At 67.6% G+C, this 24,493-nt stretch carries 21 protein-coding genes and 1 pseudogene; 13 read left to right on the forward strand and 9 right to left on the reverse strand.

Annotation, left to right across the window (positions count from 1 at the left end; translation table 11 throughout):
* Positions 1-38: 38 nt before the first annotated feature.
* Complete coding sequence (locus tag AB4Y98_RS06210) at positions 39-485, reverse strand: hypothetical protein (protein WP_025875822.1); 447 nt, start codon at positions 483-485, stop codon at positions 39-41.
* 3 nt (positions 486-488) lie between these two features.
* Positions 489-890: a hypothetical protein gene (locus tag AB4Y98_RS06215; RefSeq protein WP_032978120.1), complete on the reverse strand. Its 402-nt coding sequence runs from the start codon at positions 888-890 to the stop codon at positions 489-491.
* A 233-nt stretch (positions 891-1,123) separates the two neighbouring features.
* Here AB4Y98_RS06215 and lepB point away from each other — a divergent pair, with 233 nt between their 5' ends.
* Both lepB and AB4Y98_RS06225 read left to right on the forward strand, forming a co-directional pair.
* Positions 1,124-1,750: a signal peptidase I gene (lepB, locus tag AB4Y98_RS06220; protein ID WP_025875818.1), complete on the forward strand. Its 627-nt coding sequence runs from the start codon at positions 1,124-1,126 to the stop codon at positions 1,748-1,750.
* A 120-nt stretch (positions 1,751-1,870) separates the two neighbouring features.
* Positions 1,871-3,127, forward strand: a complete 1,257-nt coding sequence (locus AB4Y98_RS06225) for an MFS transporter (protein ID WP_442243992.1) — start codon at positions 1,871-1,873, stop codon at positions 3,125-3,127.
* Between the two features lie 73 nt (positions 3,128-3,200).
* Here the strand turns inward: AB4Y98_RS06225 and AB4Y98_RS06230 are convergent.
* Positions 3,201-4,025 (reverse strand): annotated as a pseudogene (locus AB4Y98_RS06230) (LysR substrate-binding domain-containing protein); the annotation flags it as partial.
* A 318-nt stretch (positions 4,026-4,343) separates the two neighbouring features.
* Complete coding sequence (locus tag AB4Y98_RS06235; RefSeq protein ID WP_363734279.1) at positions 4,344-5,312, reverse strand: LysR family transcriptional regulator; 969 nt, start codon at positions 5,310-5,312, stop codon at positions 4,344-4,346.
* 109 nt (positions 5,313-5,421) lie between these two features.
* Between AB4Y98_RS06235 and aceB the strand changes: the two genes are divergently transcribed.
* From aceB to AB4Y98_RS06255, 4 genes are all read left to right on the forward strand, one after another.
* The gene (gene aceB / locus AB4Y98_RS06240) at positions 5,422-7,044 is read left to right on the forward strand and encodes a malate synthase A (RefSeq protein WP_363734280.1); all 1,623 of its coding nucleotides are present in this window, start codon (positions 5,422-5,424) and stop codon (positions 7,042-7,044) included.
* Positions 7,045-7,113: 69 nt separating this feature from the next.
* On the forward strand, positions 7,114-8,415 hold the full coding sequence (gene aceA, locus AB4Y98_RS06245; protein WP_025875808.1) for an isocitrate lyase: 1,302 nt from the start codon (positions 7,114-7,116) through the stop codon (positions 8,413-8,415).
* 366 nt (positions 8,416-8,781) lie between these two features.
* On the forward strand, positions 8,782-9,822 hold the full coding sequence (locus AB4Y98_RS06250; RefSeq protein ID WP_442243993.1) for a diguanylate cyclase domain-containing protein: 1,041 nt from the start codon (positions 8,782-8,784) through the stop codon (positions 9,820-9,822).
* A gap of 15 nt (positions 9,823-9,837) precedes the next feature.
* On the forward strand, positions 9,838-12,336 hold the full coding sequence (locus AB4Y98_RS06255; protein ID WP_442243994.1) for a putative peptide modification system cyclase: 2,499 nt from the start codon (positions 9,838-9,840) through the stop codon (positions 12,334-12,336).
* 7 nt (positions 12,337-12,343) lie between these two features.
* On the opposite strand, the gene AB4Y98_RS06260 is transcribed toward AB4Y98_RS06255, so the two are convergent.
* Entirely contained in the window at positions 12,344-12,628 is a 285-nt protein-coding gene (locus AB4Y98_RS06260; protein ID WP_442243995.1) for an NHLP-related RiPP peptide, read from the reverse strand.
* On the opposite strand from AB4Y98_RS06260, the gene AB4Y98_RS06265 reads away from it, so the two are divergent.
* Together AB4Y98_RS06265 and AB4Y98_RS06270 are read left to right on the forward strand one after the other, a co-directional pair.
* Positions 12,627-12,752 (forward strand): hypothetical protein, encoded by a 126-nt coding sequence (locus AB4Y98_RS06265; RefSeq protein ID WP_258223209.1) that lies wholly within the window; start codon positions 12,627-12,629, stop codon positions 12,750-12,752. The genes AB4Y98_RS06260 and AB4Y98_RS06265 overlap by 2 nt on opposite strands.
* Complete coding sequence (locus AB4Y98_RS06270) at positions 12,749-13,912, forward strand: putative peptide maturation dehydrogenase (protein ID WP_442243996.1); 1,164 nt, start codon at positions 12,749-12,751, stop codon at positions 13,910-13,912. The genes AB4Y98_RS06265 and AB4Y98_RS06270 overlap by 4 nt, the downstream gene beginning before the upstream one ends.
* Positions 13,913-13,936: 24 nt before the next feature.
* Here AB4Y98_RS06270 and AB4Y98_RS06275 read toward each other — a convergent pair whose 3' ends face one another.
* Genes AB4Y98_RS06275 through AB4Y98_RS06285 form a run of 3 tightly spaced genes read right to left on the reverse strand, consistent with a single transcriptional unit; the run spans position 13,937 to position 18,728 of the window.
* Complete coding sequence (locus tag AB4Y98_RS06275) at positions 13,937-15,919, reverse strand: acetyl/propionyl/methylcrotonyl-CoA carboxylase subunit alpha (RefSeq protein WP_442243997.1); 1,983 nt, start codon at positions 15,917-15,919, stop codon at positions 13,937-13,939.
* A 26-nt stretch (positions 15,920-15,945) separates the two neighbouring features.
* Entirely contained in the window at positions 15,946-17,556 is a 1,611-nt protein-coding gene (locus AB4Y98_RS06280; RefSeq protein WP_032978141.1) for a carboxyl transferase domain-containing protein, read from the reverse strand.
* A gap of 8 nt (positions 17,557-17,564) precedes the next feature.
* Entirely contained in the window at positions 17,565-18,728 is a 1,164-nt protein-coding gene (locus AB4Y98_RS06285; RefSeq protein WP_312787401.1) for an isovaleryl-CoA dehydrogenase, read from the reverse strand.
* Positions 18,729-18,887: 159 nt separating this feature from the next.
* Between AB4Y98_RS06285 and AB4Y98_RS06290 the strand changes: the two genes are divergently transcribed.
* From AB4Y98_RS06290 to AB4Y98_RS06300, 3 genes are all read left to right on the forward strand, one after another.
* A complete protein-coding gene (locus AB4Y98_RS06290; protein WP_442243998.1) occupies positions 18,888-19,496 on the forward strand; it encodes a TetR/AcrR family transcriptional regulator in 609 nt (202 codons plus the stop codon).
* Between the two features lie 151 nt (positions 19,497-19,647).
* Positions 19,648-20,166 carry a c-type cytochrome gene (locus tag AB4Y98_RS06295; protein WP_088100772.1) on the forward strand — a complete coding sequence of 173 codons (519 nt, stop codon included), beginning with the start codon at positions 19,648-19,650 and terminating at the stop codon, positions 20,164-20,166.
* A gap of 34 nt (positions 20,167-20,200) precedes the next feature.
* Positions 20,201-21,613, forward strand: coding sequence for an ExeM/NucH family extracellular endonuclease (locus AB4Y98_RS06300; RefSeq protein WP_442244042.1), 1,413 nt, complete (start codon positions 20,201-20,203; stop codon positions 21,611-21,613).
* Between the two features lie 57 nt (positions 21,614-21,670).
* Here AB4Y98_RS06300 and AB4Y98_RS06305 read toward each other — a convergent pair whose 3' ends face one another.
* Positions 21,671-22,528 (reverse strand): EamA family transporter, encoded by an 858-nt coding sequence (locus AB4Y98_RS06305; RefSeq protein WP_312786610.1) that lies wholly within the window; start codon positions 22,526-22,528, stop codon positions 21,671-21,673.
* 43 nt (positions 22,529-22,571) lie between these two features.
* Between AB4Y98_RS06305 and AB4Y98_RS06310 the strand changes: the two genes are divergently transcribed.
* A complete protein-coding gene (locus AB4Y98_RS06310) occupies positions 22,572-23,243 on the forward strand; it encodes an alpha/beta hydrolase (protein ID WP_442243999.1) in 672 nt (223 codons plus the stop codon).
* Positions 23,240-24,340 (forward strand): cell division protein ZapE, encoded by a 1,101-nt coding sequence (gene zapE / locus AB4Y98_RS06315; protein WP_059064012.1) that lies wholly within the window; start codon positions 23,240-23,242, stop codon positions 24,338-24,340. The genes AB4Y98_RS06310 and zapE overlap by 4 nt, the downstream gene beginning before the upstream one ends.
* Positions 24,341-24,493: the final 153 nt, after the last annotated feature.

The raw sequence follows: 24,493 nt of genomic DNA on the forward strand, positions 1-24,493 counted from the left end.
TGTGTCGACCAAGGTCGACACCCACCAAGAGCAGGCCATCACGTCCCTACATGCACCCGGTTCGCCTGCTCGGCCAACCCCAGGTGATCCAGCGCGATATCCAGCGCCAGTACATAGCTTTGCGCGCCGTACCCGGCGGCGATGCCGAGGCGCTGGCCCACGCCAGCCGGCAGGCACGGCTCGGCCACCGCGCCATCGTCATGCACCTCCACGTACGCGTTGTGCAGGTACGGCAGCAGCCGCTGCAGGCGCAGGCTGTCGGCACATGCGCCCGGATCCAGCAGCGTCACCTCGCCACGGCTGTGATCGGCCACGCGCAGCGCGTCCAGCAGTTCCTGCTCCGAACCGCAGGCGCGGATCGCCACGCTGGTGCCCGCATCGATCGCGCGGTGCACCAGTGATTTCAGTACCGGCGCCGGCAGCGGCGCGGCGGTGCGGATCAACGCGCCAGCCGCTTCCGGGCCACGGATGATGAAGATCGACATGGCTCAGCCCTCCCGTGCCAGGCGACGGCTGACGATGGCCAATGACAGCGGATAACCCGCCTGCTGGCTGCGCTGGTCGACCACCACGGCGGCCGGGCCGTGCTGCAGGCGCAGGCGCGCCTCCAGACCGGGCTGGTGCGGCGACTGCAGTTCGATGTACTCCGCCGGCAGACCGTCCAGCGCTGCCTGCAGCGCACCACCCTCGGCACACCATTGCGCCTCGTCGGCGACGCCGACATCAAGCAGCACCCAGTCCGCGGTGCGCGCCTGCGGCTGGCACAGGCACTGGCGCACATCGGCCAGGCTGGCGCAGTCGGTGCACAGCACCGGATGGCCGGACAACTCGGCCGGCAGCAGCGGACGCGGCACCGACGGCGACGCATGCCGGATCACCAGGAGGGTCATACAACACCTTGCGCAAAGCGCCCTGCGGCGCGGTAGGCATACGATGCGCGTGGGGGCCGTAAAGGTGCGATGCCCAGTGCCCGGCCCGGGCGTAAAACCTTCATAACGTCCGGCCGGAATGCACCCGGTGGATGCCGACCGTTGATCGGCACGGGCATGGAGACCGGCATGATGCCCGGGAACCTCACGCCTTCCCTTGCGGTCTGACGCCCACCCACCACCCGGAGCCTGACATGGATGCTGTAGCCCGTCCGCCGTTCCCAGAGCGCGCGCTCACTTGGCTGAAGAAGGAGGCACTGCCGCTGCTGGTGATGCTGGGCCTGCTCGCCGCCGCCCGCGACACCCTCGCCAACCACTACGTCGTGCCCAGCGGTTCGATGCAGCCGACGCTGCAACCGGGTGACCGGGTGGTGGTGGACATGCGCGCCTACGGCCTGCGCCTGCCGTTCACCAGCCAGGAACTGCTGGCTACCGGCACGCCGCAGCGGGGTGAGGTGGCCGTGTTCGATTCACCGGCCGACGGCACCCGCCTGATCAAGCGCGTCGCCGCCGTGGCCGGCGACCACGTGCAGCTGCGCGATGGCCACCTGAGCATCAACGGCCAGCCGCTGCAGATCGCTGACCTGGCCGACACCGAAGCTTTCGGAGAGCGCCGCGCCAGCCTCGATCTGGACAGCGGCGGTGGCCCGGACATCGCGGACCTGCAGGTGCCCGCCGGCAAGGTGCTGGTGCTGGGCGACCATCGTGGCAACAGTTTCGACGGTCGCTTCTTCGGCTTCGTCGATGCGGACAAGATCTATGGCCGCGCGGTGGCGGTGTACTACCGCCGCGGCGACGGCTTCGAGTGGCAGCGGCTGTAAGCTGATCGATATGCCAGAAGTATCAATCATGACCTAATAGGTTATGGATCGACTGGATGGGCGGGCCTAGTCTGGGGCCCGTCCCCTCCAATCCGGCCGCCCCCACGGCCCACCGCTCCCATGACTGGCGATACTCCGGCGGCCCTCGCCGACCGTCCCCGTACTGACGACGCTCCCGTCGACACCCGTATCCAGCAGGGAACGCCGGCCTTCCGCCGCACCGCGCTGGCGCTGTTTTTGGCTGGCTTCTCGACCTTCGGCCTGCTGTACACGGTGCAGCCACTGCTGCCCGAGTTCAGTCGCCACTTCGGTGTGTCTGCTGCCGGCAGCGCGATGTCGCTGTCGCTGACCACCGGCACCCTGGCCGTGGCCATGCTGCTGGCGGGCCTGCTGTCCGATGCGGTCGGCCGGCGCCCGCTGATGATCGTTGCGTTGCTGGCGTCGGCCACGCTGTCGCTGTGCGCCGCACTGGTCGACGACTGGGCCACGCTGCTGGTGCTGCGCACCTTGCTGGGGCTGGCGTTGAGCGGCGTGCCAGCGGTGGCGATGACCTACCTGGTGGAAGAGATGGACAGCCGCGCGCTGGGCCTGGCGATGGGCCTGTACATCGGCGGCAACGCCATCGGTGGCATGAGCGGGCGCCTGCTGGCCGGCATCATCGCCGACCACTGGGGCTGGCGCTGGGGCATCGGCGTGGTCTCGATCATCGCCATCGCCAGCACCGTGCTGCTGTGGCTGCAGCTGCCGCCGTCGCGCCACTTCCAGGCCAGTCGCAGTGGCCTGCGCCAGCTGCCCGCGCGCTGGCGCACGCTGTTCGCCGATCCCGGCCTGCCGTGGCTGTTCGCCACCTCGTTCGTGCTGATGGGTGTGTTCGTCACCCTCTACAACTACCTCGGCTACCACCTGCTGGCGCCGCCGTACCACCTTAGCCAAACCGTGGTCGGGTTGATCTTCAGCGTGTACCTCGTCGGCACCTTCAGTTCGGCGTGGATGGGCCAGCAGGCTACGCGCTATGGGCGCGGTCGCATCCTGTCGATCTCCTTCGGCCTGATCGCCGCCGGCATCGTGCTGCTGGCGATGCCGTGGCTGTCGGCGATGGCCGTGGGTATCGCGCTGGTCACGTTCGGTTTCTTCGGCGGCCATTCGGTGGCCAGCAGCTGGGTCGGCAGTCGCGCTGGTTCGATGCGTGCGGAAGCGTCGGCGCTGTACCTGTTCGCCTATTACCTGGGTTCAAGCGTGCTGGGCGGCGTGGGCGGCCTGGCCTATGCCGCGTGGGACTGGCTGGGCGTGTGCGCATTCGCCGCGCTGTTGACCCTGATCGGCGGTGGCATCGTGTGGGCGCTGCAGCAGCGCGCGCCGCAGCCGGTGACCGCCTGACTTCCTGCAAAGGGTAGTGCCGGCCGCTGGCCGGCAACCTCGTGAGCTGCGCAACCATCGAACAGTTGCCGGCCACTTCCGAATGCGCGCCAGCATCGGCCAGCGGCACGAAGCGTGCACCTTCCACCCGGATGTGGTCGCACGACGAAGGCAGGATCGCCGCACCCAGTCCCGCAGCAGCCAGACTGATCAACGTCGACGCCTCACCGGCCTCCTGCACGATGCGCGGCGTAAAGCCCGCCGCCGCACACAACGCGATCATGTGGTCATGGATGCCCGCCCCGGCGCTGCGGCGGAATGCCACGAACGGTTCCTGCGCCAGATCCCGCAACGCCAGCGTCCCGCCTTTCGACAGGCGACGCAGGGCAGGGTGGTCGGCATGCAGGATCAACGCCAGTGGATCGACGAACAGGCTGTGCGCCACCAGCTCGGCCGGCAGCGTGCGCTTGCGGATGATGCCCACATCCAGGCTGCCATCGAGCAGCGCGTCGATCTGCTGCAGGGTGTTCATCTCGCTCAACTGCAGCCGCACCTGCGGATACTGCTGGCGGTACTGCAGGATCGAACGCGGAATCTGCGGTGACAACGGCGTGGCCCGGGTCAGGCCGATACGCAGCTCACCCTGCTCGCCACGCTGCGCGCGCTGCACTTCATCCACCGCCGATTCCACCTGCTGCACGATGCTGCGCGCACGTTCCTGCAGCAGTTCCCCCGCAGCCGTCAGCTGCACACGCCGGTGGCTGCGCACGAACAACCGCGCACCGATCAGTTCCTCCAGCTGCCGGATCTGCTGGCTGAGCGGAGGCTGTGACATCCCCAACCGCTCGGCCGCCTGGCCGAAGTGCAGGGTATCGGCAACGGCAAGGAAGTAGCGCAGGTGGCGAAGTTCGATGGACATGGATGCAGTCTATCCAGCCCGACGCCGGGAATCGTCATCCACGCATGGCGTGGATCAACCGTGTCGACCAAGGTCGACACCCACCAAGAGCAGGCCATGCCGTTCCGACAGATCGCGGAAATCTGTCAGAGGTGGGGCGGTGTGGGTGGGCAGGACCGTTGGCGCCATGGATGGCGCCATCGAGCCCCCATGGAAGGGTTTACGGCGTGTCCTGCCCACCCACACCACCCCGCCATCCACGGAATGCAGGCCGTTGCCGTTGCCTCTGCCGTTGCCGTCGATTCGGCAGGTGCAGGGCGCAGCCCTGCCGACAACCCCTCACCGCTCCGAATGCCCGCTCTGGTCGTAATCGCGCGGACTGAACAGCTCCGGCTGGATCAACTCGACGAACGCCCGCGCCTGCGCCGACAGCGCCTTGCCGCGCCGCACGATCACCCCATAACTCCGCTCCGGGAACCAGCGCTTCATCGACCGTGCGGCCAACCGTTCGCGGTCAGCATCGTTCAGGCACAGCGCCGGCACGATGGAAATACCCATGCCCATCGCCACGTACTGCTTGATCACTTCCCAGCCGCCCACCTCCAGCGCAACGGTGTAGGCGATGCGGTGACGCTGGAACACCTGGTCCACCAGCCGGTAGGTGATCTGCCGTTTTGGCGGCAGCACCAGCGGGTAACGGGCGATGTCGGCCAGTTCCAGCTCGCCACCGCTGGCCAGTGGATGGTCATGCGGGGCGATCAGGACCTGTTCGAAACGGTAGGCCGGCGCATAGCTGAGGTCGGCCGGCACATCGGTCATCGAGCCGATCGCCAGGTCGGCGGCATCCTCGCGCAGCAGGTCGGTGCCGTCGGCGCTGATGGCGTTGTGCAGGGTCAGGCGTACGTCAGGGTAATGCTGGCGGAAGCGTTCGACGATCTTCGGCAGCAGGTACAGGATGGTCGAACTGTTGGCGGCGATGTTCAGCTCGCCCGCGTCCAGCCCGCGCACCTTGTCGCGGAAGCGCGCTTCCAAGCCGTCCAGGCTCTCCACCAGCGGCTGTGCCATTTCATACAACAGCTGGCCCTCGCGACTGGGGACCAGCCGCCGGCCGCTGCGCTCGAACAGGGGGACTCCCAGCTCGCGCTCCAGCGCCTGCAACTGCAGGCTGATGGCCGGTTGGCTGACGAAAAGTGCCTCAGCCGCCCGTGAGACCGAGCCCAGGCGCACCGTCTGGCAGAACGCGCGCAGCGGCTTCAGCCGATCGGATTTGTAGGAAAAACGAGGACTTGGCGAGGTGCGTGTGGTCATGGCGTCACAAGTATTAGCACAAGTTATGTAAAGCATTGCAAAAACTGTTTTGTCAAATACAGGGCTCCAGCCGCACGGTGGAGTCGTTCCCCCACGCTGGAGTTCTGCCATGTCCGCCGTCGCTTCCGCTGTTCCCTCCACCGCCGCCAAGGCCACGCCGGGCATCGCCCTGGCGACCCAGGTGGCGGGCCAGGCCACCGTGCTGCCGGCGCCGTTGCTGGCCCTGCTGGTGTCCCTGCACCGGGCAGTGGAACCCGGTCGGCAGGCGCGGCTGCAGGCCCGTCGCGAGCGCCAGGCGTTCTTCGACCAGGGCGGCCTGCCGGACTTCCGCCAGGACACCACCGCGATCCGCAGCGGTGACTGGACGGTGGCGCCGCTGCCGGCCGCGCTGCAGGACCGTCGCGTCGAGATCACCGGCCCGACCGACCCGAAGATGGTCATCAACGCGCTGAACTCCGGCGCCAAGGTGTTCATGGCCGACTTCGAGGATTCGACCTCGCCGACCTGGCGCAACCTGCTGGCCGGTCAGCAGTCGCTGGCCGCTGCGGTGCGCGGCGACCTGCAGTACACCGCACCCAATGGCAAGCATTACGCACTGCGCCCCTACGATGAGCAGGCGGTGCTGATCGTGCGTCCGCGCGGCTGGCACCTGGACGAAAAGCATGTGCGCGTGGATGGCCAGTTCCTCGCCGGCGGCCTGTTCGACGCGGCGGTGTTTGCCTTCCACAATGCGCGCGCGCTGCAGTCCAGGGACCGCGGCCCGTATTTCTACCTGCCCAAGCTGCAGAGCATGGAAGAGGCGGCGCTGTGGGAGACCGCGCTGTCGCACATCGAAGGCATGCTCGGCCTGCCGCACGGGCAGATCAAGGTGACCGTGCTGATCGAGACGCTGCCGGCGGTGTTCGAGATGGACGAGATCCTGCATGCGCTGCGCGATCGCATCGTCGGCCTCAACTGCGGGCGCTGGGATTACATCTTCTCGTACCTGAAGACCTTCCGCCGCCACGCTGACCGCGTGCTGCCCGAGCGTGGCCAGGTGACGATGACCCAGCCGTTCCTGAAGGCGTATTCGGAACTGCTGATCCAGACCTGCCATCGCCGCGGTGCACACGCGATGGGCGGCATGGCCGCGCAGATTCCGATCAACAACGATGCCGCCGCCAACGAGCAGGCGATGGCGCGGGTGCGTGCCGACAAGCTGCGCGAAGTGACTGCTGGCCACGACGGCACGTGGGTCGCCCATCCGGCGCTGATTCCGGTGGCGATGGCGATCTTCGACGAGCACATGCCCACGCCCAACCAGCACCACGTGCTGCGCCAGGATGTGCGCGTGGGTCGCGATGAACTGATCGCGCGGCCGCCGGGCACGATCACCCGCGCTGGCTTCGAAGGCAATGTCGAAGTCTGCGTGCGCTACCTGGCTGCATGGCTGGATGGCAACGGCTGCGTGCCGATCCACCACCTGATGGAGGACGCGGCCACCGCCGAGATCAGCCGCAGCCAGCTGTGGCAGTGGCTGCATACCCCGGGCCAGCAGCTGGACGACGGCACTGCCATCGATCTGGCGCTGCTCGATACCACCCTGGCGCAGCTGCCCGCGCGCCTCGGCGACACCTCGGCGCTGCCCGGTGGCGGCCGCATCGAAGAAGCCATCACCCTGCTGGCCGAGTTGAGCCGCAGCAACGAACTGACCGACTTCCTGACCCTGCCGGCGTACGCGCGCATCGACTGACCGCTGCATGCCGGTTTTCCCGCCGCTTCCTTCCCCGCTGCATCCGCACGAACCGAACTGGAGATAGACATGAGCACGCTGCCCACTGCCGAACAGATCCAGCACGACTGGGACACCAATCCGCGCTGGGAAGGCATCCAGCGCAACTACAGCGCCGCCGACGTGGTGCGCCTGCGTGGCACCGTCCATATCGAGCATTCGCTGGCCCGGCTGGGCGCGGAAAAGCTGTGGAAGTCGCTGCATGAGCGTGACTTCGTCAACGCGCTCGGCGCGCTGACCGGCAACCAGGCCATGCAGCAGGTGAAGGCCGGGCTGAAGGCGATCTACCTGTCCGGCTGGCAGGTGGCGGCCGATGCCAACCTGGCCGGGCAGATGTACCCGGACCAGTCGTTGTACCCGGCCGATTCGGTGCCGGCGGTGGTCAAGCGCATCAACAACACGCTGCTGCGTGCTGACCAGCTGCACCATGCCGAAGGCAAGGATGACATCGACTTCCTGCAGCCGATCGTGGCCGACGCCGAAGCCGGTTTCGGCGGCGTGCTCAACGCCTTCGAGCTGATGAAGGCGATGATCGAAGCCGGTGCCGCCGGCGTGCACTTCGAAGACCAGCTGGCCTCGGTGAAGAAGTGCGGGCACATGGGCGGCAAGGTGCTGGTGCCGACCCGCGAGGCGATCGAGAAGCTCAACGCCGCGCGGCTGGCCGCCGACGTGCTGGGCGTGCCGACCCTGCTGGTGGCGCGTACCGACGCCGAGGCGGCTGATCTGCTGACCAGCGACATCGATGGCAACGACAAGCCATTCGCCACCGGCGAGCGCACCGTGGAGGGCTTCTACAAGACCCGCAACGGCCTGGACCAGGCCATCAGCCGCGGCCTGGCCTACGCACCGTATGCCGACCTGGTGTGGTGCGAGACCGGCAAGCCGGACCTGGAATTCGCGCGGAAGTTCGCCGAGGCGATCCATGCGAAGTTCCCGGGCAAGCTGCTGGCCTACAACTGCTCGCCCAGCTTCAACTGGAAGAAGAACCTGGACGACGCCACCATCGCCAGGTTCCAGAAGGAGCTGGGCAGCTACGGCTACAAGTTCCAGTTCATCACCCTGGCCGGTTTCCATGCGCTGAACTACGGCATGTTCAATCTGGCCCACGGCTATGCGCGCCGGCAGATGAGCGCCTTCGTGGAGCTGCAGGAAGCCGAGTTCGAAGCGGCCGAGCGCGGCTTCACCGCGGTCAAGCACCAGCGCGAGGTCGGCACCGGCTACTTCGATGCGGTGACCCAGGCGATCCAGCAGGGGCAGTCCTCGACCACCGCGCTGACCGGCTCGACCGAGGAAGAGCAGTTCCATGGCGAGCGCAGCGAACGGGCTGCGTGATCCGGTCATGCCGGCCGCTGGCCGGCAACCTTCTGTGTTCCCGCAGTCCTTGATGCGGTCGGCCAGCAGCCGGCACGACCAGGGCTCGGGCTGATCAGGGTGGCCAGGGAAGGGCCAGACGACGCCGGCAGATCGGGGGATCTGCCGGCGTTGTTGTATCTGCGGCTGCTGCGACAATCGGCGTCGCGGTCACCGCAAGATATTGATATGGCTTGCTTTCTCCCCGCAGTCAACGGGGGTGAACGGGCAACTCTGCGGCATGCAGGGCGGGGCACCGCGTCTTCACAAAAATGAGAAGCGGCGCACAGTTTGATTCACTGATATGCTCCGCGGCTCACCAGGGGACGCTGGCGGCGGGTGCAGGGAATGACCGGCAGGGGTGCGGCCGAGAACATCGACACGACAACCGGTATCGCCAAGGTGGCGATGGCCGAGATCGTGCATGCGCTGCTTTCCGAAGAAGAGGTTGCCCTGTTCGCCCGGTTTGCCCAGCCCTGCAGGCTGCAGGCGGGCCAGTGGCTGTTCCACCGCGGCCATCGCGGCGAGTGCATGTACATCATCCTGGAAGGCCTGATCGAGCTGGATTTCGGCGAGGACCTGGTGCTCAAGACACTCGGCCGGCATGAGTTCTTCGGTGAGCTCGGCCTGTTGATGGGCGACCATCCGCGCAGCGCCAGCGCGCGGGTGATGGCCGACTGCCACGTGCTGGAGCTGGGACCGGCTGATTTCCATCGCCTGGTCGAGTCCGACCCGGGGCTGGTGGCCTACTTCCTGCGGCGCACGATCCTGCGCGTGCTGACCAACGAGCAGGCCCTGATCAGCCAGCTGCGGCGGCGCAACCATGACCTGGAAGCCGCGCTGGACAACCTGTACATCACCACCCACCAGCTGACCCACACGCGTGAGCTGGTGCGCACCGACGAACTGACCGGCCTGCACAACCGCCGTGGCCTGGCCCTGTTCCTGCAGGAATGCCGCACGCAGGAAGAGGGGCCGCCGCAGGCGCTGCTGCTGATCGATTGCGACCGCTTCAAGCAGATCAACGACCGCCACGGCCACCAGGCCGGCGACCGGGTGCTGCAGAGCATGGGCAACATCCTGCGCTCGATGGCCGGCGAACATGACCTGGCCTGCCGCCTGGGCGGCGACGAGTTCTGCCTGATCCTGCGCCGGGCCAATGTCGAGATCGTGCAGCACGCGGCCGAGTTCATCCTCAGCGCGGTGCACGGCCTGCTCGAGCGCAGCCATGGCACCCCCCACGTCAGCCTGGCCAGCATCGGGGCCAGCCTGCTGGCCCCTGACGCGGACTGGAGCGAGTGGTACGCTCGCGCCGATCGTGCGCTGTACCAAGCCAAGCGCGCAGGCGGCAACTGCCTGCGGTGGACCGATGGTCCGGATGGACAATGAGCGGAGATCCAGGCGATGAATGGCGACAACGGAACGTCGACCCCGCATAACGCCCAACTGCGGGCGCTGCTTTTTACCGACCTGTGCGATTCGCTGCAGCTGGTGGAGCGTATCGGCGATGTCGCCGCCGCCGAATTCTTTCAGCAGCATGACCGCCTGGTCCTGGGGCTGCAGCAGCACTGGAACGGCCAGCTGATCGATCGGTCCGATGGACTGTTCGTTCTGTTTGAGCGCCCCATCGATGGCATTGGTTTTGCGATTTCCTACCAGAACGCCGTCGACGCGATGGGCCACGAGCGCGGCATCGTGCTGCGCGCGCGCGCCGGCCTGCACGTGGGTGACGTGCTGTTGTGGGACAACAGTGCCGAGGCCGTCGCCCACGGCGCAAAACCGGTGGAAGTCGAGGGTCTGGCCAAGCCCATGGCCGCGCGTTTGATGCAGCTGGCGTGGCCTGGACAGGTGCTGCTGTCCTCAGCGGCCGAACAGATGGCGCGGCGGGCCGGCAGCGAGTTGCCTTGGACGGCGGACGAACTGCGTTGGAAGGATCATGGCCTTTGGCGCTTCAAGGGCATCGGCGAACGCCAGCAGGTGTTCGAAGTCGGCATCCGGGGCCGCGCGCCGCTGCGCCGGCCGCGCTCGGGTGACAAGGCCTGGCGGGATCTGCCGCTGTGGCGTCGCCCCGCTGCGCTGCTGACAGAGGCGACGCTGGCGGTGACGCTGGCCGTGGTGATGTGGGCGCTGTTGCGGCCAGCGCCGGCGATCGCGTTCGCCGAGCGCGACTGGGTGATCCTGGCGGCGGTCAGCAACAGCACGGCCTACCCGCAGCTGGATTCCAGCCTGGAACAGGCGCTCTACATCAGCCTGGGGCAGTCGCGCTTCGTCAATATTCTCAGCGAACTGAAGGTGCGTGACACCCTGCAGTTGATGCAGCGCCCGGCCAATGCACGGCTGGACCGCGCACTGGCGATCGAGGTCGCGTTGCGCGATGGCGCGCGCGCGGTGCTGATGCCCAACGTGCTCGAACTCAACGGCAAGGTGCGGGTGGGTGTGGAGGTCGTGGACCCACGTAGTGGGCAGACGGTGTACACGCATTTCGCCGATGGCAATGGCCTGGATTCGATCCTGGCTTCCACCGATACCGTGGTGAAGGCACTGCGCAGCGACCTGGGTGAGGCGCTGCACGATGTCAGCCGCGAGCAGAAACCACTGCCAACGGTGGCCACCGCCAATCTTGATGCGCTGCATGCCTATGCCAAGGGCAGCGATGCGTTGGCGCAGGAGCGTTTCGACGAAGCGTTGCTGTTCTTCCAGCAGGCCACTCGCCTGGATCCCCAGTTCACCTTTGCCTACATCGGGCAGATGCGGCTGCAGTACGCCATGGGCAACGTGTCGGCGGCTGGCGAACTGTACCGCCAGGCGGTGTCGGGGCGCACGCGCTTGAGCGCGCGCGACCAGCTGTACCTGGACGCCTGGGGTGCGGATTTCAGTGGTGCACCCCCGCAGCGCAGTGCGGAAAAGTGGCGGATGCTGACCCAGCTGTATCCGGACGATCCGGCCGGCTGGATGAATCACGCGATGGCCCTGTTTGCCTATGGCGACTATGACGGCGCGCTGGCCGACATGATGCCGCTGCTGGAACGCCATCAGACGCATCGCGCGCTGGTCCTGTCCTTCGTTGGCCGCACCCAGCTTGCGCGTGGCGAGGTCAAGGCCGCCGTCGCTGCGTTCAAGGAAGCAGGCGCGTTGCCGAACTGGCACGGCGACATGCTGGAGGCGGTCGCGCTGCTGCTGGATGGGGAGGTACAGAAGGCGCACGAACGCAGTGAAGCCATCACGTCGCGCGGGCTCGGCGCACGCATGGAGTACAGCGGGCTCCTCGCCCTGCAGGGGCGGGCCAATGATGCGGCCGCTGAGATGACGCAGGCCGTGAAGCAGTGTGCCGATGTGCCGGAGCTGTGCGACATCCTGGCCCTGCAGTCGCTGGCATGGACTGCACAGGCCGACGGCAGCGGGTCCCGGCTGCAGTACGCACGATTGCTGGACCGCACCCTGGCGGCAGTCGATGAGGGTGTCGGCGCCGCACCGCGCCATCGCGCTTTCATTGCGCTGTCGGTGGCCTACCACTTGCAGCGCGCCGGCCTGGACGCCGAGCTGCGCTCCCGCCGGCCTGCACTGCAGGCGCTGGTTGAACGCAGTACTGACCCGCGGCTGCAGGAACTATGGCTGCTGCTTCGCGCGCGTGGTGAGCTGGATGCCGGCAATGCAGAGGCCGCTTCGGCACTGTTGAAGCCGCTGGCCAACGGCACGCTGTACCAGTGGCATGTACTGCAGCTGGATATCGATCGCGCGCTCGGCCGCGATCTGGCCGTGCAGCGCCGGGAGCGCTGGTTGCGCCAGCGCACGGGCATGGCCTTCGCCGAAGACGCCGGTGCCCTGGTTCTGCTGCCATTGAATGTGGCCGACGCGCGCCGGCTGGCCGATGCGGCCAGCCCGCAGCAGGCAGGAGCACCCTGAGGGGGCGTCAGTCCTGCAGTCCCTTCAGGCCGCTTTCGAACATGAAGGGCACCTTGAACGGTCCCGTGGCGGCCAAGCGCTCGCTCAGCAGCGCCGCCGCCCGGGCAAATTCCTCCTTGCCGCCCAGCGAGTCCAGCGGCGTGTTGCAGGCGGCCACGCTGTCGGCGTCTGCGCCCAGCGTAATCAGGGCCTTCGCCGGGTCGGCGGCAAACGCGCTGCGGAAGGCATCGTCGCTGGCCAGGTGCTTGAGCAGGGTCTGGACCACTTCAGGGGAAAGAGGAGAACGGGACATGGTTCACTACCGGCAGGGAGGGGAAAAAAACAGTATCGGCTGGGCGCAGCGGGAATTGATGGTGCGTATCAGCCACCACGCTATCATCGCCGGCCACCCACGCTTCCGGATGCGCATCGAATGAACTTCCGTCGCTGCAGGACGATGATCGTCGAACCGCTGGAGCGGGCGCGTTTCGACCTGGATGCGCTGCTTGCCGGCGGCAGTGGCGTTGGCTTCGAACAATCCTTGCAGGTACGCGCCGCGCATCTGCCGGCGCCACGTACGGTCGATGCGGTCAGCTGCCTGTGGCTGCTCCAGTGCAGCGCGGAGCAGTGGCAGCCACTACCGGCAGAGCCGCAGGCACGGCAACGCGTGCTGTCGCTGCTGGAGCAGGGCCTGCTGATCAGCGATGATCCGGTGCATGCCGAGGCAGCAGCGGTCGAACAGCAGGTACGTGACAGCCAATGGTGGCCGCTATCGGCGCTGCACTACCAGCATTCGCGATGGGATGGCGTGGACAGTGTCGGCGACATGGAGCGCAGCCAGCTTATGACCGCGCAGGACCTGGTGCGCAGCTTCGGCCCGCCGCCCGCCGAAGCGCCGGCCCGGCTGCCCGGTGCATGGCCCTTGCCACGCAGTGACGAGGACCCGATGCAGGCGCAGCTGCAGGCGCGTGCGACCTGCCGCAACTTCGACGGTGCGCGCGCCGTGCCGTTGCCGATGCTGGCCCGGCTGCTGCAGCAGGTGCTGATGGCGCAGGCGCAGGTGGAAACCGAACCCGGTGTGCGCTTCCTCAAGAAGAACATTCCATCGGCCGGCAGCCTGCATCCATTGGAAGCGTATGTAGTGGCGCGCAATGTGGAAGGACTGCCGCCGGGCCTCTATCACTACCATGCCACCGCACACGAACTGGGCCCGATAGCGGTGCCGCCCGGCGACCTGGACAGCTTCTGCCAACGCCTGCTGGCCGGTCAGCACTGGTTCGCCAACGCCCCGGTGCAGCTGATCCTGGTGTGCCGCTTCGAGCGCATGTTCTGGAAGTACCGTGGCCATGCCAAGGCCTATCGCGCGCTCACTCTGGATGCTGGCCACGTATCGCAGGCGATCTACAGCGCGGCAACCGCGCAGGGGCTGGGCGCATTCGTCACTGCGGCGATCAACGAGGCCGAGGCCGAGCGGGCGCTGGGCCTGCAGCCGATGGCCGAGGGCGTACTGGCGGTGTGTGGCGTTGGCTGGCGTGCAGCGGAGCGGGTGACGGCCGAACTGGACCCGCTTGGCCAGGTGTGGCCGGTCACGCGTTGATCGACAACGCGTGACCGGACGGCATCACACCGCTTCGAAATCCACCAGCACCGCACCATCCCCCACCTGGTCACCGGCCTTGGCGCGATAACCCTTCACCGTGCCATCGGCCGGTGCCTGCAGCGTGTGCTCCATCTTCATCGCTTCCAGCACCACCAACGGGGTGCCGCGCTTCACCTGCGTGCCTGCCGCCACCAGTGTCGCCACGATCCTGCCGGGCATCGGTGCCAGCAGGCTGCCGGCGTCGGCGCTGGCCTGTTCCGATTCGCCCACCGGGTCGTGCAGGGTGAAGCGGTGCTGGCCATCGCTGCCGAACAGGTACAGCTGGTCGCCGTCGCGCTGCAGCTGCAACCGCCAGCGACGGTCGTCCAGCTGCACCAACAGGGTGTGGCCATCGGCATGGCCGACGACCTGTTTCGGCGCGGCGTCACCGCACTGCACACGCCAGCCATCGGCCGTGGCCCACACCTTCAGCGTGTGCGCCCGCTCTTCCTGCTGCAGCGGCACCAAGCGCGCGGCAGGCACGCCCAGCCGCCAGCCATCCTGTGCCTGCCACGGTGAATGCGGGTCGCGTGCATCGGCGGCAGCGGCCGGTGTGCTTGCTACCGCGGCGATCGCTGCCAGTTCCCACAGCGCCTGCTCACCGTCACCGGTCATCGCCAGTGCGGCCTGCTCACGCTCGATCAGCGCGGTATCCAGCTTGGCGTTGGCGAACGAGTCGGTCTGCACCAGGCGCCGCAGGAAACCGGCATTGGTGGTTACGCCCACCACCTGGCAGTCGGCCAGGGCCTGGCTCATGCGCCGCAGCGCGGCGTCGCGGTCCACGTCCCAGACGATCAGCTTGGCGATCATCGGGTCGTAGTACGGGGTGATGCTGTCGCCTTCTTCCACACCAGTGTCCACCCGCACGTTGGCCGACGGGGTCGGCAGGCGCAGGCGGCGCAGGGTGCCGGTGGAGGGCAGGAAGCCGCGGTCGGCATCTTCGGCATACAGGCGTGCTTCGAGAGCGTGGCCGTGGATGGCCAGTTCGTCCTGGCGCTTGGGCAGCGGCTGGCCAGCGGCCACGCGCAGCTGCCACTCCACCAGGTCGGTGCCGGTGATGAACTCGGTGACCGGGTGTTCGACCTGCAGCCGGGTGTTCATTTCCATGAAGTAGAAATCGCCGTCCGGGCCGGCGATGAACTCCACCGTGCCGGCACCGACGTAGCCCACAGCGCGCGCGGCATCGACGGCGGCCTTGCCCATCGCGGCGCGGCGGTCGGCGCTCATGCCCGGGGCCGGTGCTTCTTCCAGCACCTTCTGGTGGCGGCGCTGCACCGAGCAGTCGCGCTCGAACAGATACACCGCCTCACCCTGGCCACCGCCGAATACCTGGATTTCGATATGGCGCGGGCGCTCGACATACTTCTCGACCAGCACGTGGTCGTTGCCGAACGCCGAGGCCGCCTCGCGCTGGCAGCTGGCCAGCGCATCGACGAAGTCCTCGCTGCGCTCGACCTTGCGCATGCCCTTGCCGCCGCCGCCGGCGCTGGCCTTGATCAGCACCGGATAGCCGATGCCGTCGGCCTGGGTGCGCAGGAATTCCGGCGCCTGCTGGTCGCCGTGGTAGCCCGGCGTCAGCGGCACGCCGGCCTTGGCCATCAGTGCCTTGGCAGCACTCTTGTCACCCATCGCGCGGATCGCACTGGCGGGCGGGCCGATGAAGGCGATGCCGGCCGCCACGCAGGCGTCGGCGAAGTCGGCGTTCTCGGACAAGAAGCCATAACCCGGATGGATGGCCTGCGCGCCGGTGCGGCGTGCGGCCTCGAGGATGGCATCACTGCGCAGGTAGCTCTCGCGCGCGGCCGCCGGGCCGATGTGGATGGCTTCGTCTGCCAGCCGCACGTGGCGCGCATTGCGGTCGGCATCGGAATACACCGCCACGGTGGCGATGCCGAGGCGGCGGCAGGTGGCGATGACGCGGCAGGCGATCTCGCCGCGGTTGGCGATCAGGACTTTGCTGAACATGGCAACAGACTCGGTCATGGCACAGGTCACATGCGGAACACGCCGAAGCGCGTCTGCTGCGGGGGAGCGTTGAGGCTGGCCGACAAGGCCAGGGCCAGTACCCGGCGGGTATCGACCGGATCGATCACGCCGTCGTCCCACAGGCGCGCACTGGCGTAGTACGGGTGGCCCTGCTGCTCGAACTGGTCGCGGATCGGTGCCTTGAACGCATCCTCTTCCTCGCCCGGCCACTGCCCGCCCTTGGCTTCGATGCCATCACGCTTGACCGTGGCCAGCACGCTGGCGGCCTGTTCGCCGCCCATCACGCCGATGCGTGCGTTCGGCCACATCCACAGGAAGTTGGGCGAGTACGCGCGGCCGCACATGCCGTAGTTGCCGGCACCGAACGAACCACCGATCACCACGGTGAACTTGGGTACCTTGGCGCAGGCCACCGCCATCACCAGCTTGGCCCCGTCCTTGGCGATGCCACCCTGTTCGTACTTGCGGCCGACCATGAAGCCGGTGATGTTCTGCAGGAACACCAGCGGAATGTTGCGCTGGGTGCACAGCTCGATGAAGTGCGCGCCCTTCAGCGCGGACTCGGAGAACAGGATGCCGTTGTTGGCGATGATGCCGATCGGATAGCCGTGCAGATGGGCGAAGCCGGTGACCAGCGTGGCGCCATAGCGCGGCTTGAACTCGTCAAAGCGCGAGCCGTCGACCAGTCGCGCGATCACTTCGCGCACGTCGTAGGGCTTGCGCGTATCGGCCGGGATCACCCCGTACAGTTCGTGCGCCGGCAGCAGCGGTTCTTCCACCGGCTGCAGTGCCATCGCGGCTTCGGGCTTGCGCCAGTTGAGCTGGGCGATGATCGCGCGCACCCGTGCCAACGCCTGCAGGTCGTTGTCGGCCATGTGGTCGGCCACACCGGAAATGCGCGTGTGCACGTCGGCACCGCCCAGTTCTTCGGCCGTCACCACTTCACCGGTGGCCGCCTTCACCAGCGGCGGGCCGCCGAGGAAGATGGTGCCCTGCTCGCGCACGATCACCGTCTCGTCGCTCATCGCCGGCACGTAGGCACCACCGGCGGTGCAGCTGCCCATCACGCAGGCGATCTGCGGGATGCCCTGCGCGGAGAGATTGGCCTGGTTGTAGAAGATGCGGCCGAAATGGTCGCGGTCCGGGAACACCTCGTCCTGCAGCGGCAGGAAGGCGCCACCGGAATCGACCAGGTAGATGCACGGCAGGTGGTTCTGCTCGGCGATCTCCTGCGCGCGCAGGTGTTTCTTCACTGTCACCGGGTAATAGGTGCCGCCCTTGACCGTGGCATCGTTGGCCACGATCACGCACTCCACGCCGCTCACCCGGCCAATGCCTGCGACCACGCCGGCGGCGGGCACGGCATCGTCATACATGCCGTGCGCGGCCAGCGGTGCGATCTCCAGGAACGCGCTGCCCGGGTCGAGCAGCGCATCGATGCGGTCACGCACCAGCAGCTTGCCGCGTGCGGTGTGCTTGGCCCGCGCCGCCTCGCTGCCACCCAGGGCGGTGCGGGCGAGGGTGGCGTGCAGGTCGTCGACTACGGCCTGCATCGCCGCGCGGTTGCTTTCAAACGTTTCGCTGCCCGGTTGCAGCTGGCTGCCTAGGATGCTCATGGGGTGCCTTACAGGGTGCGCTGGAACAGTTCGCGGCCGATCAGCATGCGGCGGATCTCCGAGGTGCCGGCGCCGATTTCATACAGCTTGGCGTCGCGCCACAAGCGGCCGGTCGGATATTCATTGATGTAGCCGTTGCCGCCAAGGATCTGGATCGCCTGGCCGGTCAGCCACGTTGCCTTCTCGGCGGCGTACAGGATCGCGCCGGCCGCATCCTGGCGGGTGGTACGGCCCTGGTCGCAGGCGCGCGCCACGGCATACACATAGGCGCGGCAGGCACCAAGGCCCACGTACATGTCGGCGATCTTGGCCTGGATCAGCTGGAAGCTGCCGATCGGCTCACCGAACTGGTGGCGTTCGTGCACGTACGGCATGACCACGTCCATGGCTGCAGCCATCAGGCCCAGCGGGCCGCCGGACAGCACCACGCGCTCGTAGTCCAGGCCGGACATCAGCACGCGCACCCCGCCGCCGACCGCCCCCAGCACGTTTTCTTCGGGAATCTCGCAATCCTGGAACACCAGTTCGCAGGTGGGCGAGGAGCGCATGCCCAGCTTGTCCAGCTTCTGCGCGGTGGAGAAGCCCTTCATGCCCTTCTCGACCAGGAAGGCGGTGATGCCCTTGGCACCGGCGTCCATGTCGGTCTTGGCGTAGACCACCAGCACGTCGGCGTCAGGGCCATTGGTGATCCACATCTTGTTGCCGTTGAGCACGTAGCGGTCGCCGCGCTTGTCCGCGCGCAGCTTCATCGACACCACGTCCGAACCCGCGCCCGGTTCGCTCATCGCCAGCGCACCGATCTTGGCGCCGCTGCACAGGTCCGGCAGGAAGCGCTGCTTCTGCGCCTCGGTGCCGTTCTTGCGCAGCTGGTTCACGCACAGGTTCGAATGCGCGCCGTAGGACAGGCCGATGCCACCGGAAGCACGCGAGACTTCTTCCATCGCCACCACGTGGGCCAGGTAGCCCATGCCGGTGCCGCCGTATTCTTCTTCCACGGTCAAGCCCAGCAGGCCCTGCTCGCCCAGCTTGGGCCATAGTGCCAACGGGAACTGGTTGGTCGCATCGGTCTCGGCCGCGAGCGGCGCGATCTCGGCAGCGGCAAAATGGGCCACGCTCTGGCGCAGCAGGTCGATATCTTCGCCGAGGTCGAAGTTCAGGGATGGCACGTGCATTGCGATGGCTCCACGAGGGAAGGTGGGGAATGGACGCACCCGGAAGGGGAAGCGGGCGGCCGTTCACAGCAGCGGCCCGCGCGGGCGATTGGACCCCAGCGTAGCGGGGTTCGGGTAAGAAGTGAATACAAATTCAAAAATTGAAACCAGACTCAGAACATGGCCTACAAACGCTCAGCATTGATGGAAGAACGCCTGGCCGGGGCCCGTGAACGGATCCTGCTGGCCACCCGCGAACTGGTCGCCACCGGCGGCTGGCGCAACGCGCCGGTAACCGCCGTGGCCACCCAGGCCGGGGTCTCCACCGGCCTGATCTACCGCCACTTCCCGTCCAAGGCCGAGCTGTTCGTGGAAGTGCTCAACGCTGCCGTGGCCCATGAGGTGGCGATCATGGAGCGCATCGCCAGTGCGCCGCAGCCGGCCAGCGTGCGCCTGCGCCAGGCCATCACCGCCTTCGTCCGCCGTGCCCTGGCCGGCCCGGGCCTGGCCCATGCCTTCATCGTCGAGCCGGTGGATCCGGATGTGGAAGCCGAGCGCATGCGCGGCCGTCGTGCCTTCGGTGACGTGTTCCTGCGCCTGGTGGAAGAGGGCGTGGTGGCCGGTGAACTGCCGGCGCAGGACGCGCATGCTGCCGCCGCCTGCCTGGTGGGTGCCTTCACCGAAGCGATGGTCGGCCCGACCGCGCCCAGCCGCGAAGCGCACCGCGACGAGGACGCACTGGTCGAGGCCATCTGCAGTTTCTGCCTGCGGGCTGTTGGCGCAGGGTGATGCCGCTGTTGCGCGTTCGTCGGGGTGCCGCCGCATGCTGCGCCGCACCAGCCCTGACGCCTGTTGTCGTGCGCGGCGTGCGTTCTATACTCGGCCCATCACGCAGTCGCTCAGCCGTGGTCCAACGACTATCAGCCAGGGGTAACGAAGAGTGCGGAATTACGATCTGGAGTTCCTGAAACGCTTCTCCATGGTGATCGCGCTGTTGATGGCCATCACCCTCGGTCTGATCCTCCTGGCCGCCTTCATCCACACCCGGATTCCGCCCGAGGTGTCGCCCACCGCCGCCAAACGCACCGAACAGCGCATTTCGCCTACCGGTGCGGTGTACGCCGGCAGCACCGGCGCGGCCGCGCAGGCTGCAGCGCATGCCGCCGCGCTGGCCAAGGCCGCCTCGCAGGTGGCCTACGGCGGTACCAAGGACGGCAAGGTGATCTTCGACAACCTGTGCACCGCCTGCCATACCACTGGCGTGGGCATGGCGCCGACGCTGGACCACTCGCACTGGGACAAGCGCCTGGCGCAGGGCAAGGACACCCTCTACAAGCACGCCATCGAGGGCTACACCGGCCCCGACGGCGGCATCATGCCGCCCAAGGGCGGCAACCCGGCGCTCACCGAGGAGCAGATCCACGCCACCGTGGACTGGATGCTGGGCAATCTGAAATAGCGGACGCCGCCGCGGCCGCTGGTGGTGCCGGCCGCTGGCCGGCAGCCACGCATCGCGTGAAGGTCATGAGGCCCAGCCACAGGTTGCGCCGACCTCGGCGCCTGCGCCACGCAGCCCAGCCACCGTCACCCTGGCCGCCGCGCCGGCCGACTGGCGTGCACTGGATGGACAGCACGTGCGCATCGCCGCGCCGCTCACCCTGGCCGGCACCGATGGCCTGGAACGCTTCGGCCAGCTCACCGTCGCCTTCGATGGCCGCCTGTGGCAGCCGACCGAAGTGGCCGCGCCCGGCAGTGCCGGGATCGAACAGGTGATGGCCGACAACCAGCGCCGCCGCCTGCTGCTGGACGATGGCAGCAATGTGCGTGATCCGGCCAGCGTCGCCTACCTGCCGGGCAACCCGGTGCTGCGTACCGGCATGCAGCTGCGCAACGTGGAAGGCACCGTGCGCGTGGACGCGCAGGGCCGGCCCAGCCTGCAGGTGGATGGTGTACTGAAGCTGCCTGACCTGCAGCGCCCGGCCGTGCCGACCGTGCCCGGCAGCCTGCATATCGCCGCGTTCAACCTGGAGAATTTCTTCAATGGTGACGGCAAGGGCGGTGGGTTCCCGACCCTGCGCGGCGCGCGCACGCTGGACGAGCACAAGGCGCAGGTCGGCAAGCTGGTCGCCACCGTCAACGCGCTGGGCGCCGACATCGCCGCGCTGATGGAACTGGAGAACGACGGTTATGGCCCGCAGTCGGCCATCGCCGAACTGGTGGATGCGCTCAATGCCAGCCTCGCCGCAGACAAACAGTGGGCGTTCGTCGATGCCGGCCAAGGCCCCGGCAGCAATCCGATCCGCGTCGGCATCATCTACCGCAAGAGCGAATTCAAGCCGCTCGGCACGCCGCTGACCAAGCTCGACGGTCCCTTCGTCGAACACAGCCGTGCGCCGCTGGCACAGGCCTTCCAGGGCAAGGGCGCACCGTTCATGGTGGTCGCCAACCACTTCAAGTCCAAGGGCTGCCGTGATGCCAGTGGCGCCGACGCCGACCGCAATGACGGGCAGGGCTGCTGGAACGCCACCCGCGTGGAATCGGCCAGGCAGCTCCACACCTGGGTGCAGGCCGAAGCCGCGCGCCTGAAGGTGAAGGACGTGGTGCTGATGGGCGACTTCAACGCCTACGCGATGGAAGATCCGATCCGCACCCTGCACGACCTGGGCTGGCAGGATGCCTTCAAGGTGGCCAAGGTCGAACAGCCCTACAGCTACGTCTACAACGGCTACACCGGCCGCCTCGATCACGCGCTGCTCAGCCCGACCATGGTCAAGCGACTCGCCGGCGCCGCCGAGTGGCACAGCAATGCCGACGAGCAGGACGCCAGCGGCTACCAGGGCCGCAACGTGCAGGGCCCGTGGCGCAGCTCCGACCACGACCCGCTGCTGCTGGGCTTCGACAAGTAAGCCCTCGCCGGGGTCGGATCCCATTCCCACGGAATGGGCTCTGACCCCGGGCATCACTTACCCCCAGGCGATCAACCCGATCGCCAGCACCGCCAGCGCCAGGCCGGCCCGGTTCCAGCGCGTGGTCGGCTCGCCGAAGGCGAACACACCCACCAGCGCACCCAGCACCACTACGCCGATGTTCATGCCGGCGAACACGGTGGCCGGGCTGTCCGGCATCGACTGGTGCGCATGCACGTAGAACAGGATGTTGCCGCCATTGAGCAGGCCCAGCAGTGCACCCGCACCCAGGTTGCGCCAGGCCAGGCGGCTGCGCCCACTGAAATGCCGCCACAACTGCAGCGCCAGCATCAGTACGAAGGCCACGCTGAAACTGGCCAGCACCGCGGCCATCGACGGCGTGCCCGACAGCGCCACCTGCTTCAGCAGCACATCCACCACCGCAAAGCCGGCCCACACGGCCAGCAACCAGCCCCAGCCGCCGGCTGAAGCGGCCACCGCGGGACCGCGCGAGCGCAGGCTGATGGCCACCATCGCCAGCAGGCCCAGGCCCAGCCCGACCAGCTTCCACGGCGTTGCGGTCTGCCCGAAGAACAGGAACGCCGCCGCCAGCGACAGCAGCAGCGACAAGCGCTGCGCCACGTCACTGCGGACGATGCCGGCCACCGCCACCGCGCGGCCCAGCACCAGGAAGATCGAGGGCAGCACCACCGCCAGTGCCAGCAGCGAAACCCACGGCGCATGCGGGGCGCGCAAGGCGTCCAGCGGCGGCTGCAACACCACTGCTGTCATCGTCGCGGCGACCAGATAGTTCCAGGTCACCATCTGTGCAACATCCAGCTGGCGACGGCCAGCCAGCTTCAACAACACCGAAACCAGCACACTGCAGATCACGGCCAGGGACAGGTAGAACATGGGGCGGGCACAGGGCTGGGGCGGGGGACGTTATCATGGTGCCATGCACAAGCCCTCGTTCCCTGTCGCCGCTGGCGAAACCGCATGCCTGGTGCTGGATGGCCCGGTTGGTCCGCTGGAAGTGGTCGTCGACCTGCCCAAGGCCGATGTGCCGATGCAGCCGATCGTGGCCGTCATCTGCCATCCGCTGTCCACCGAAGGCGGCACCCTGCACAACAAGGTGGTCACCATGACCGCCACCACCCTGCGCGAGCTGGGCATTGCCACGGTGCGCTTCAACTTCCGCAGCGTCGGCGGCTCTGCCGGTGAATTCGACCATGGCGTGGGCGAGCAGGAGGACCTCAAGGCCGTCACCGCCTGGGTCCGCCAGCAGCGCCCGGACGACCGCCTGTGGCTGGCCGGTTTCAGCTTCGGCGCGTTCGTTTCGCTGAAGGCTGCCGCCGAGCTGCAGCCCGAAGCGCTGATCTCGATCGCGCCGCCGGCGGGCCGTTGGGACTTCGATGGCATCGCGCCGCCGGCCCGCTGGCTGGTGATCCAGGGCGAGCGGGATGAAATCGTCGACCCGCAGGCCGTGTTCCAGTGGCTGGACACCCTCGATGCCCCGCATGAACTGGTGCGCATGCCCGAAACCAGCCACTTCTTCCACCGCAAGCTGATCGACCTGCGCGGCGCGCTCACCCACGGCGTCAAGCATTGGCTGGGCACGGCGGCATGAGCGAGGTGGAACTGACCCCGACGCAGCGTTATGCGGCCGGGGTGGAACGCGGCGATTGGCAGAACGACCCGGCCCAGCATGCGGCCCTGGCCGAGCTGGACCGGATCCATCTGGCCCTAGTGGACAGCGCCGAGGACGGCTGGCTGGACCGCCTGTCCTCGTTCTGGAAGAAGCCCGAGCCGGTCAAGGGCCTGTACTTCTGGGGCGGCGTCGGCCGCGGCAAGACCTTCCTGGTTGACCTGTTCTACGACGGCCTGCCGATCAAGCAGAAGTACCGCACCCACTTCCATCGGTTCATGCGCAACGTCCACGAGCGCCTGCGCGAGCACCAGGGCCAGAGCGACCCGCTGGCGAAGATCGCCCAGGAATGGCGCAGCAACCTGCGCGTGCTGGTGCTGGACGAATTCTTCGTCACCGACATCGGCGATGCCATGTTGCTGGCGCGCCTGCTGGAGCGGATGTTCGCCGAGGGCGTGACCCTGGTCACCACCTCCAACACGGCGGTGGAAAACCTGTACCTCAACGGCCTGCAGCGCGAGAGCTTCATGCCGGCCATCGGCCTGCTGCAGCGCTACTGCGTGGAGCTGTACGCCGAGGGCACCGAGGATTACCGCATGCGCGCGCTGACCCGCTCGCCGGTGTACCGCGCGCCGCTGGCCGCCGACAGTGACACCTGGCTGGCCACGCGCTGGGGCGAACTGAGCGGCGGCCAACCGGCCAAGGCGGGCAACATCGAGATCGAGAGCCGCAAGATCCCGGTGCGCGCGCGTGGCAAGAGCATTGCCTGGTTCGACTTCGCCGCGCTGTGTGAAGGCCCGCGTGGGCCGTCGGATTACATCGAGATCGCGCACGAGTTCAACACCGTGCTGCTGGGCGGCATTCCGGCCTTCGATCGCCTGAACGAGGATGCCGCGCGCCGCTTCGTCAATCTGATCGACGAACTGTACGACCGCCACGTCAACCTGGTCTGCACCGCCAGCACCTCGCCGGTCGAGCTGTACACCGGTACCCGCCTGCAGGGCGCGTTCGAGCGCACGGCCTCGCGCCTGATCGAAATGCAGAGCGCCGAGTACCTGGGTACCCCGCACCGGGCGTGAGGGATAGTGCCGGCCGCTGGCCGGCATCTGCTCGATGTTTCCAATGGGCATGATGTTGCCGGCCAGCGGCCGGCACTACCTGATGCCGCCCCGTCCACCGGCTGCCCACTGTCTGCCCACCACCTATCCACAGACTTGTCCCTCGCCTGCGTG

The sequence above is a fragment of the Stenotrophomonas sp. 2YAF26 genome (assembly GCF_052114625.1).
GTDB classification, from domain to species: Bacteria; Pseudomonadota; Gammaproteobacteria; order Xanthomonadales; family Xanthomonadaceae; genus Stenotrophomonas; species Stenotrophomonas indicatrix.

Excerpts from the sequence above, each read along its gene's own strand:
- AB4Y98_RS06210 (WP_025875822.1), bottom strand. The coding sequence starts at position 485 with ATGTCGATCTTCATCATCCGTGGCCCGGAAGCGGCTGGCGCGTTGATC.
- AB4Y98_RS06215 (WP_032978120.1), bottom strand. The coding sequence starts at position 890 with ATGACCCTCCTGGTGATCCGGCATGCGTCGCCGTCGGTGCCGCGTCCG.
- lepB (WP_025875818.1), top strand. The coding sequence starts at position 1,124 with ATGGATGCTGTAGCCCGTCCGCCGTTCCCAGAGCGCGCGCTCACTTGG.
- AB4Y98_RS06225 (WP_442243992.1), top strand. The coding sequence starts at position 1,871 with ATGACTGGCGATACTCCGGCGGCCCTCGCCGACCGTCCCCGTACTGAC.
- AB4Y98_RS06235 (WP_363734279.1), bottom strand. The coding sequence starts at position 5,312 with ATGACCACACGCACCTCGCCAAGTCCTCGTTTTTCCTACAAATCCGAT.
- aceB (WP_363734280.1), top strand. The coding sequence starts at position 5,422 with ATGTCCGCCGTCGCTTCCGCTGTTCCCTCCACCGCCGCCAAGGCCACG.
- aceA (WP_025875808.1), top strand. The coding sequence starts at position 7,114 with ATGAGCACGCTGCCCACTGCCGAACAGATCCAGCACGACTGGGACACC.
- AB4Y98_RS06250 (WP_442243993.1), top strand. The coding sequence starts at position 8,782 with ATGACCGGCAGGGGTGCGGCCGAGAACATCGACACGACAACCGGTATC.
- AB4Y98_RS06255 (WP_442243994.1), top strand. The coding sequence starts at position 9,838 with ATGAATGGCGACAACGGAACGTCGACCCCGCATAACGCCCAACTGCGG.
- AB4Y98_RS06265 (WP_258223209.1), top strand. The coding sequence starts at position 12,627 with ATGGTTCACTACCGGCAGGGAGGGGAAAAAAACAGTATCGGCTGGGCG.
- AB4Y98_RS06260 (WP_442243995.1), bottom strand. The coding sequence starts at position 12,628 with ATGTCCCGTTCTCCTCTTTCCCCTGAAGTGGTCCAGACCCTGCTCAAG.
- AB4Y98_RS06270 (WP_442243996.1), top strand. The coding sequence starts at position 12,749 with ATGAACTTCCGTCGCTGCAGGACGATGATCGTCGAACCGCTGGAGCGG.
- AB4Y98_RS06275 (WP_442243997.1), bottom strand. The coding sequence starts at position 15,919 with ATGTTCAGCAAAGTCCTGATCGCCAACCGCGGCGAGATCGCCTGCCGC.
- AB4Y98_RS06280 (WP_032978141.1), bottom strand. The coding sequence starts at position 17,556 with ATGAGCATCCTAGGCAGCCAGCTGCAACCGGGCAGCGAAACGTTTGAA.
- AB4Y98_RS06285 (WP_312787401.1), bottom strand. The coding sequence starts at position 18,728 with ATGCACGTGCCATCCCTGAACTTCGACCTCGGCGAAGATATCGACCTG.
- AB4Y98_RS06290 (WP_442243998.1), top strand. The coding sequence starts at position 18,888 with ATGGCCTACAAACGCTCAGCATTGATGGAAGAACGCCTGGCCGGGGCC.
- AB4Y98_RS06305 (WP_312786610.1), bottom strand. The coding sequence starts at position 22,528 with ATGTTCTACCTGTCCCTGGCCGTGATCTGCAGTGTGCTGGTTTCGGTG.
- AB4Y98_RS06310 (WP_442243999.1), top strand. The coding sequence starts at position 22,572 with ATGCACAAGCCCTCGTTCCCTGTCGCCGCTGGCGAAACCGCATGCCTG.
- zapE (WP_059064012.1), top strand. The coding sequence starts at position 23,240 with ATGAGCGAGGTGGAACTGACCCCGACGCAGCGTTATGCGGCCGGGGTG.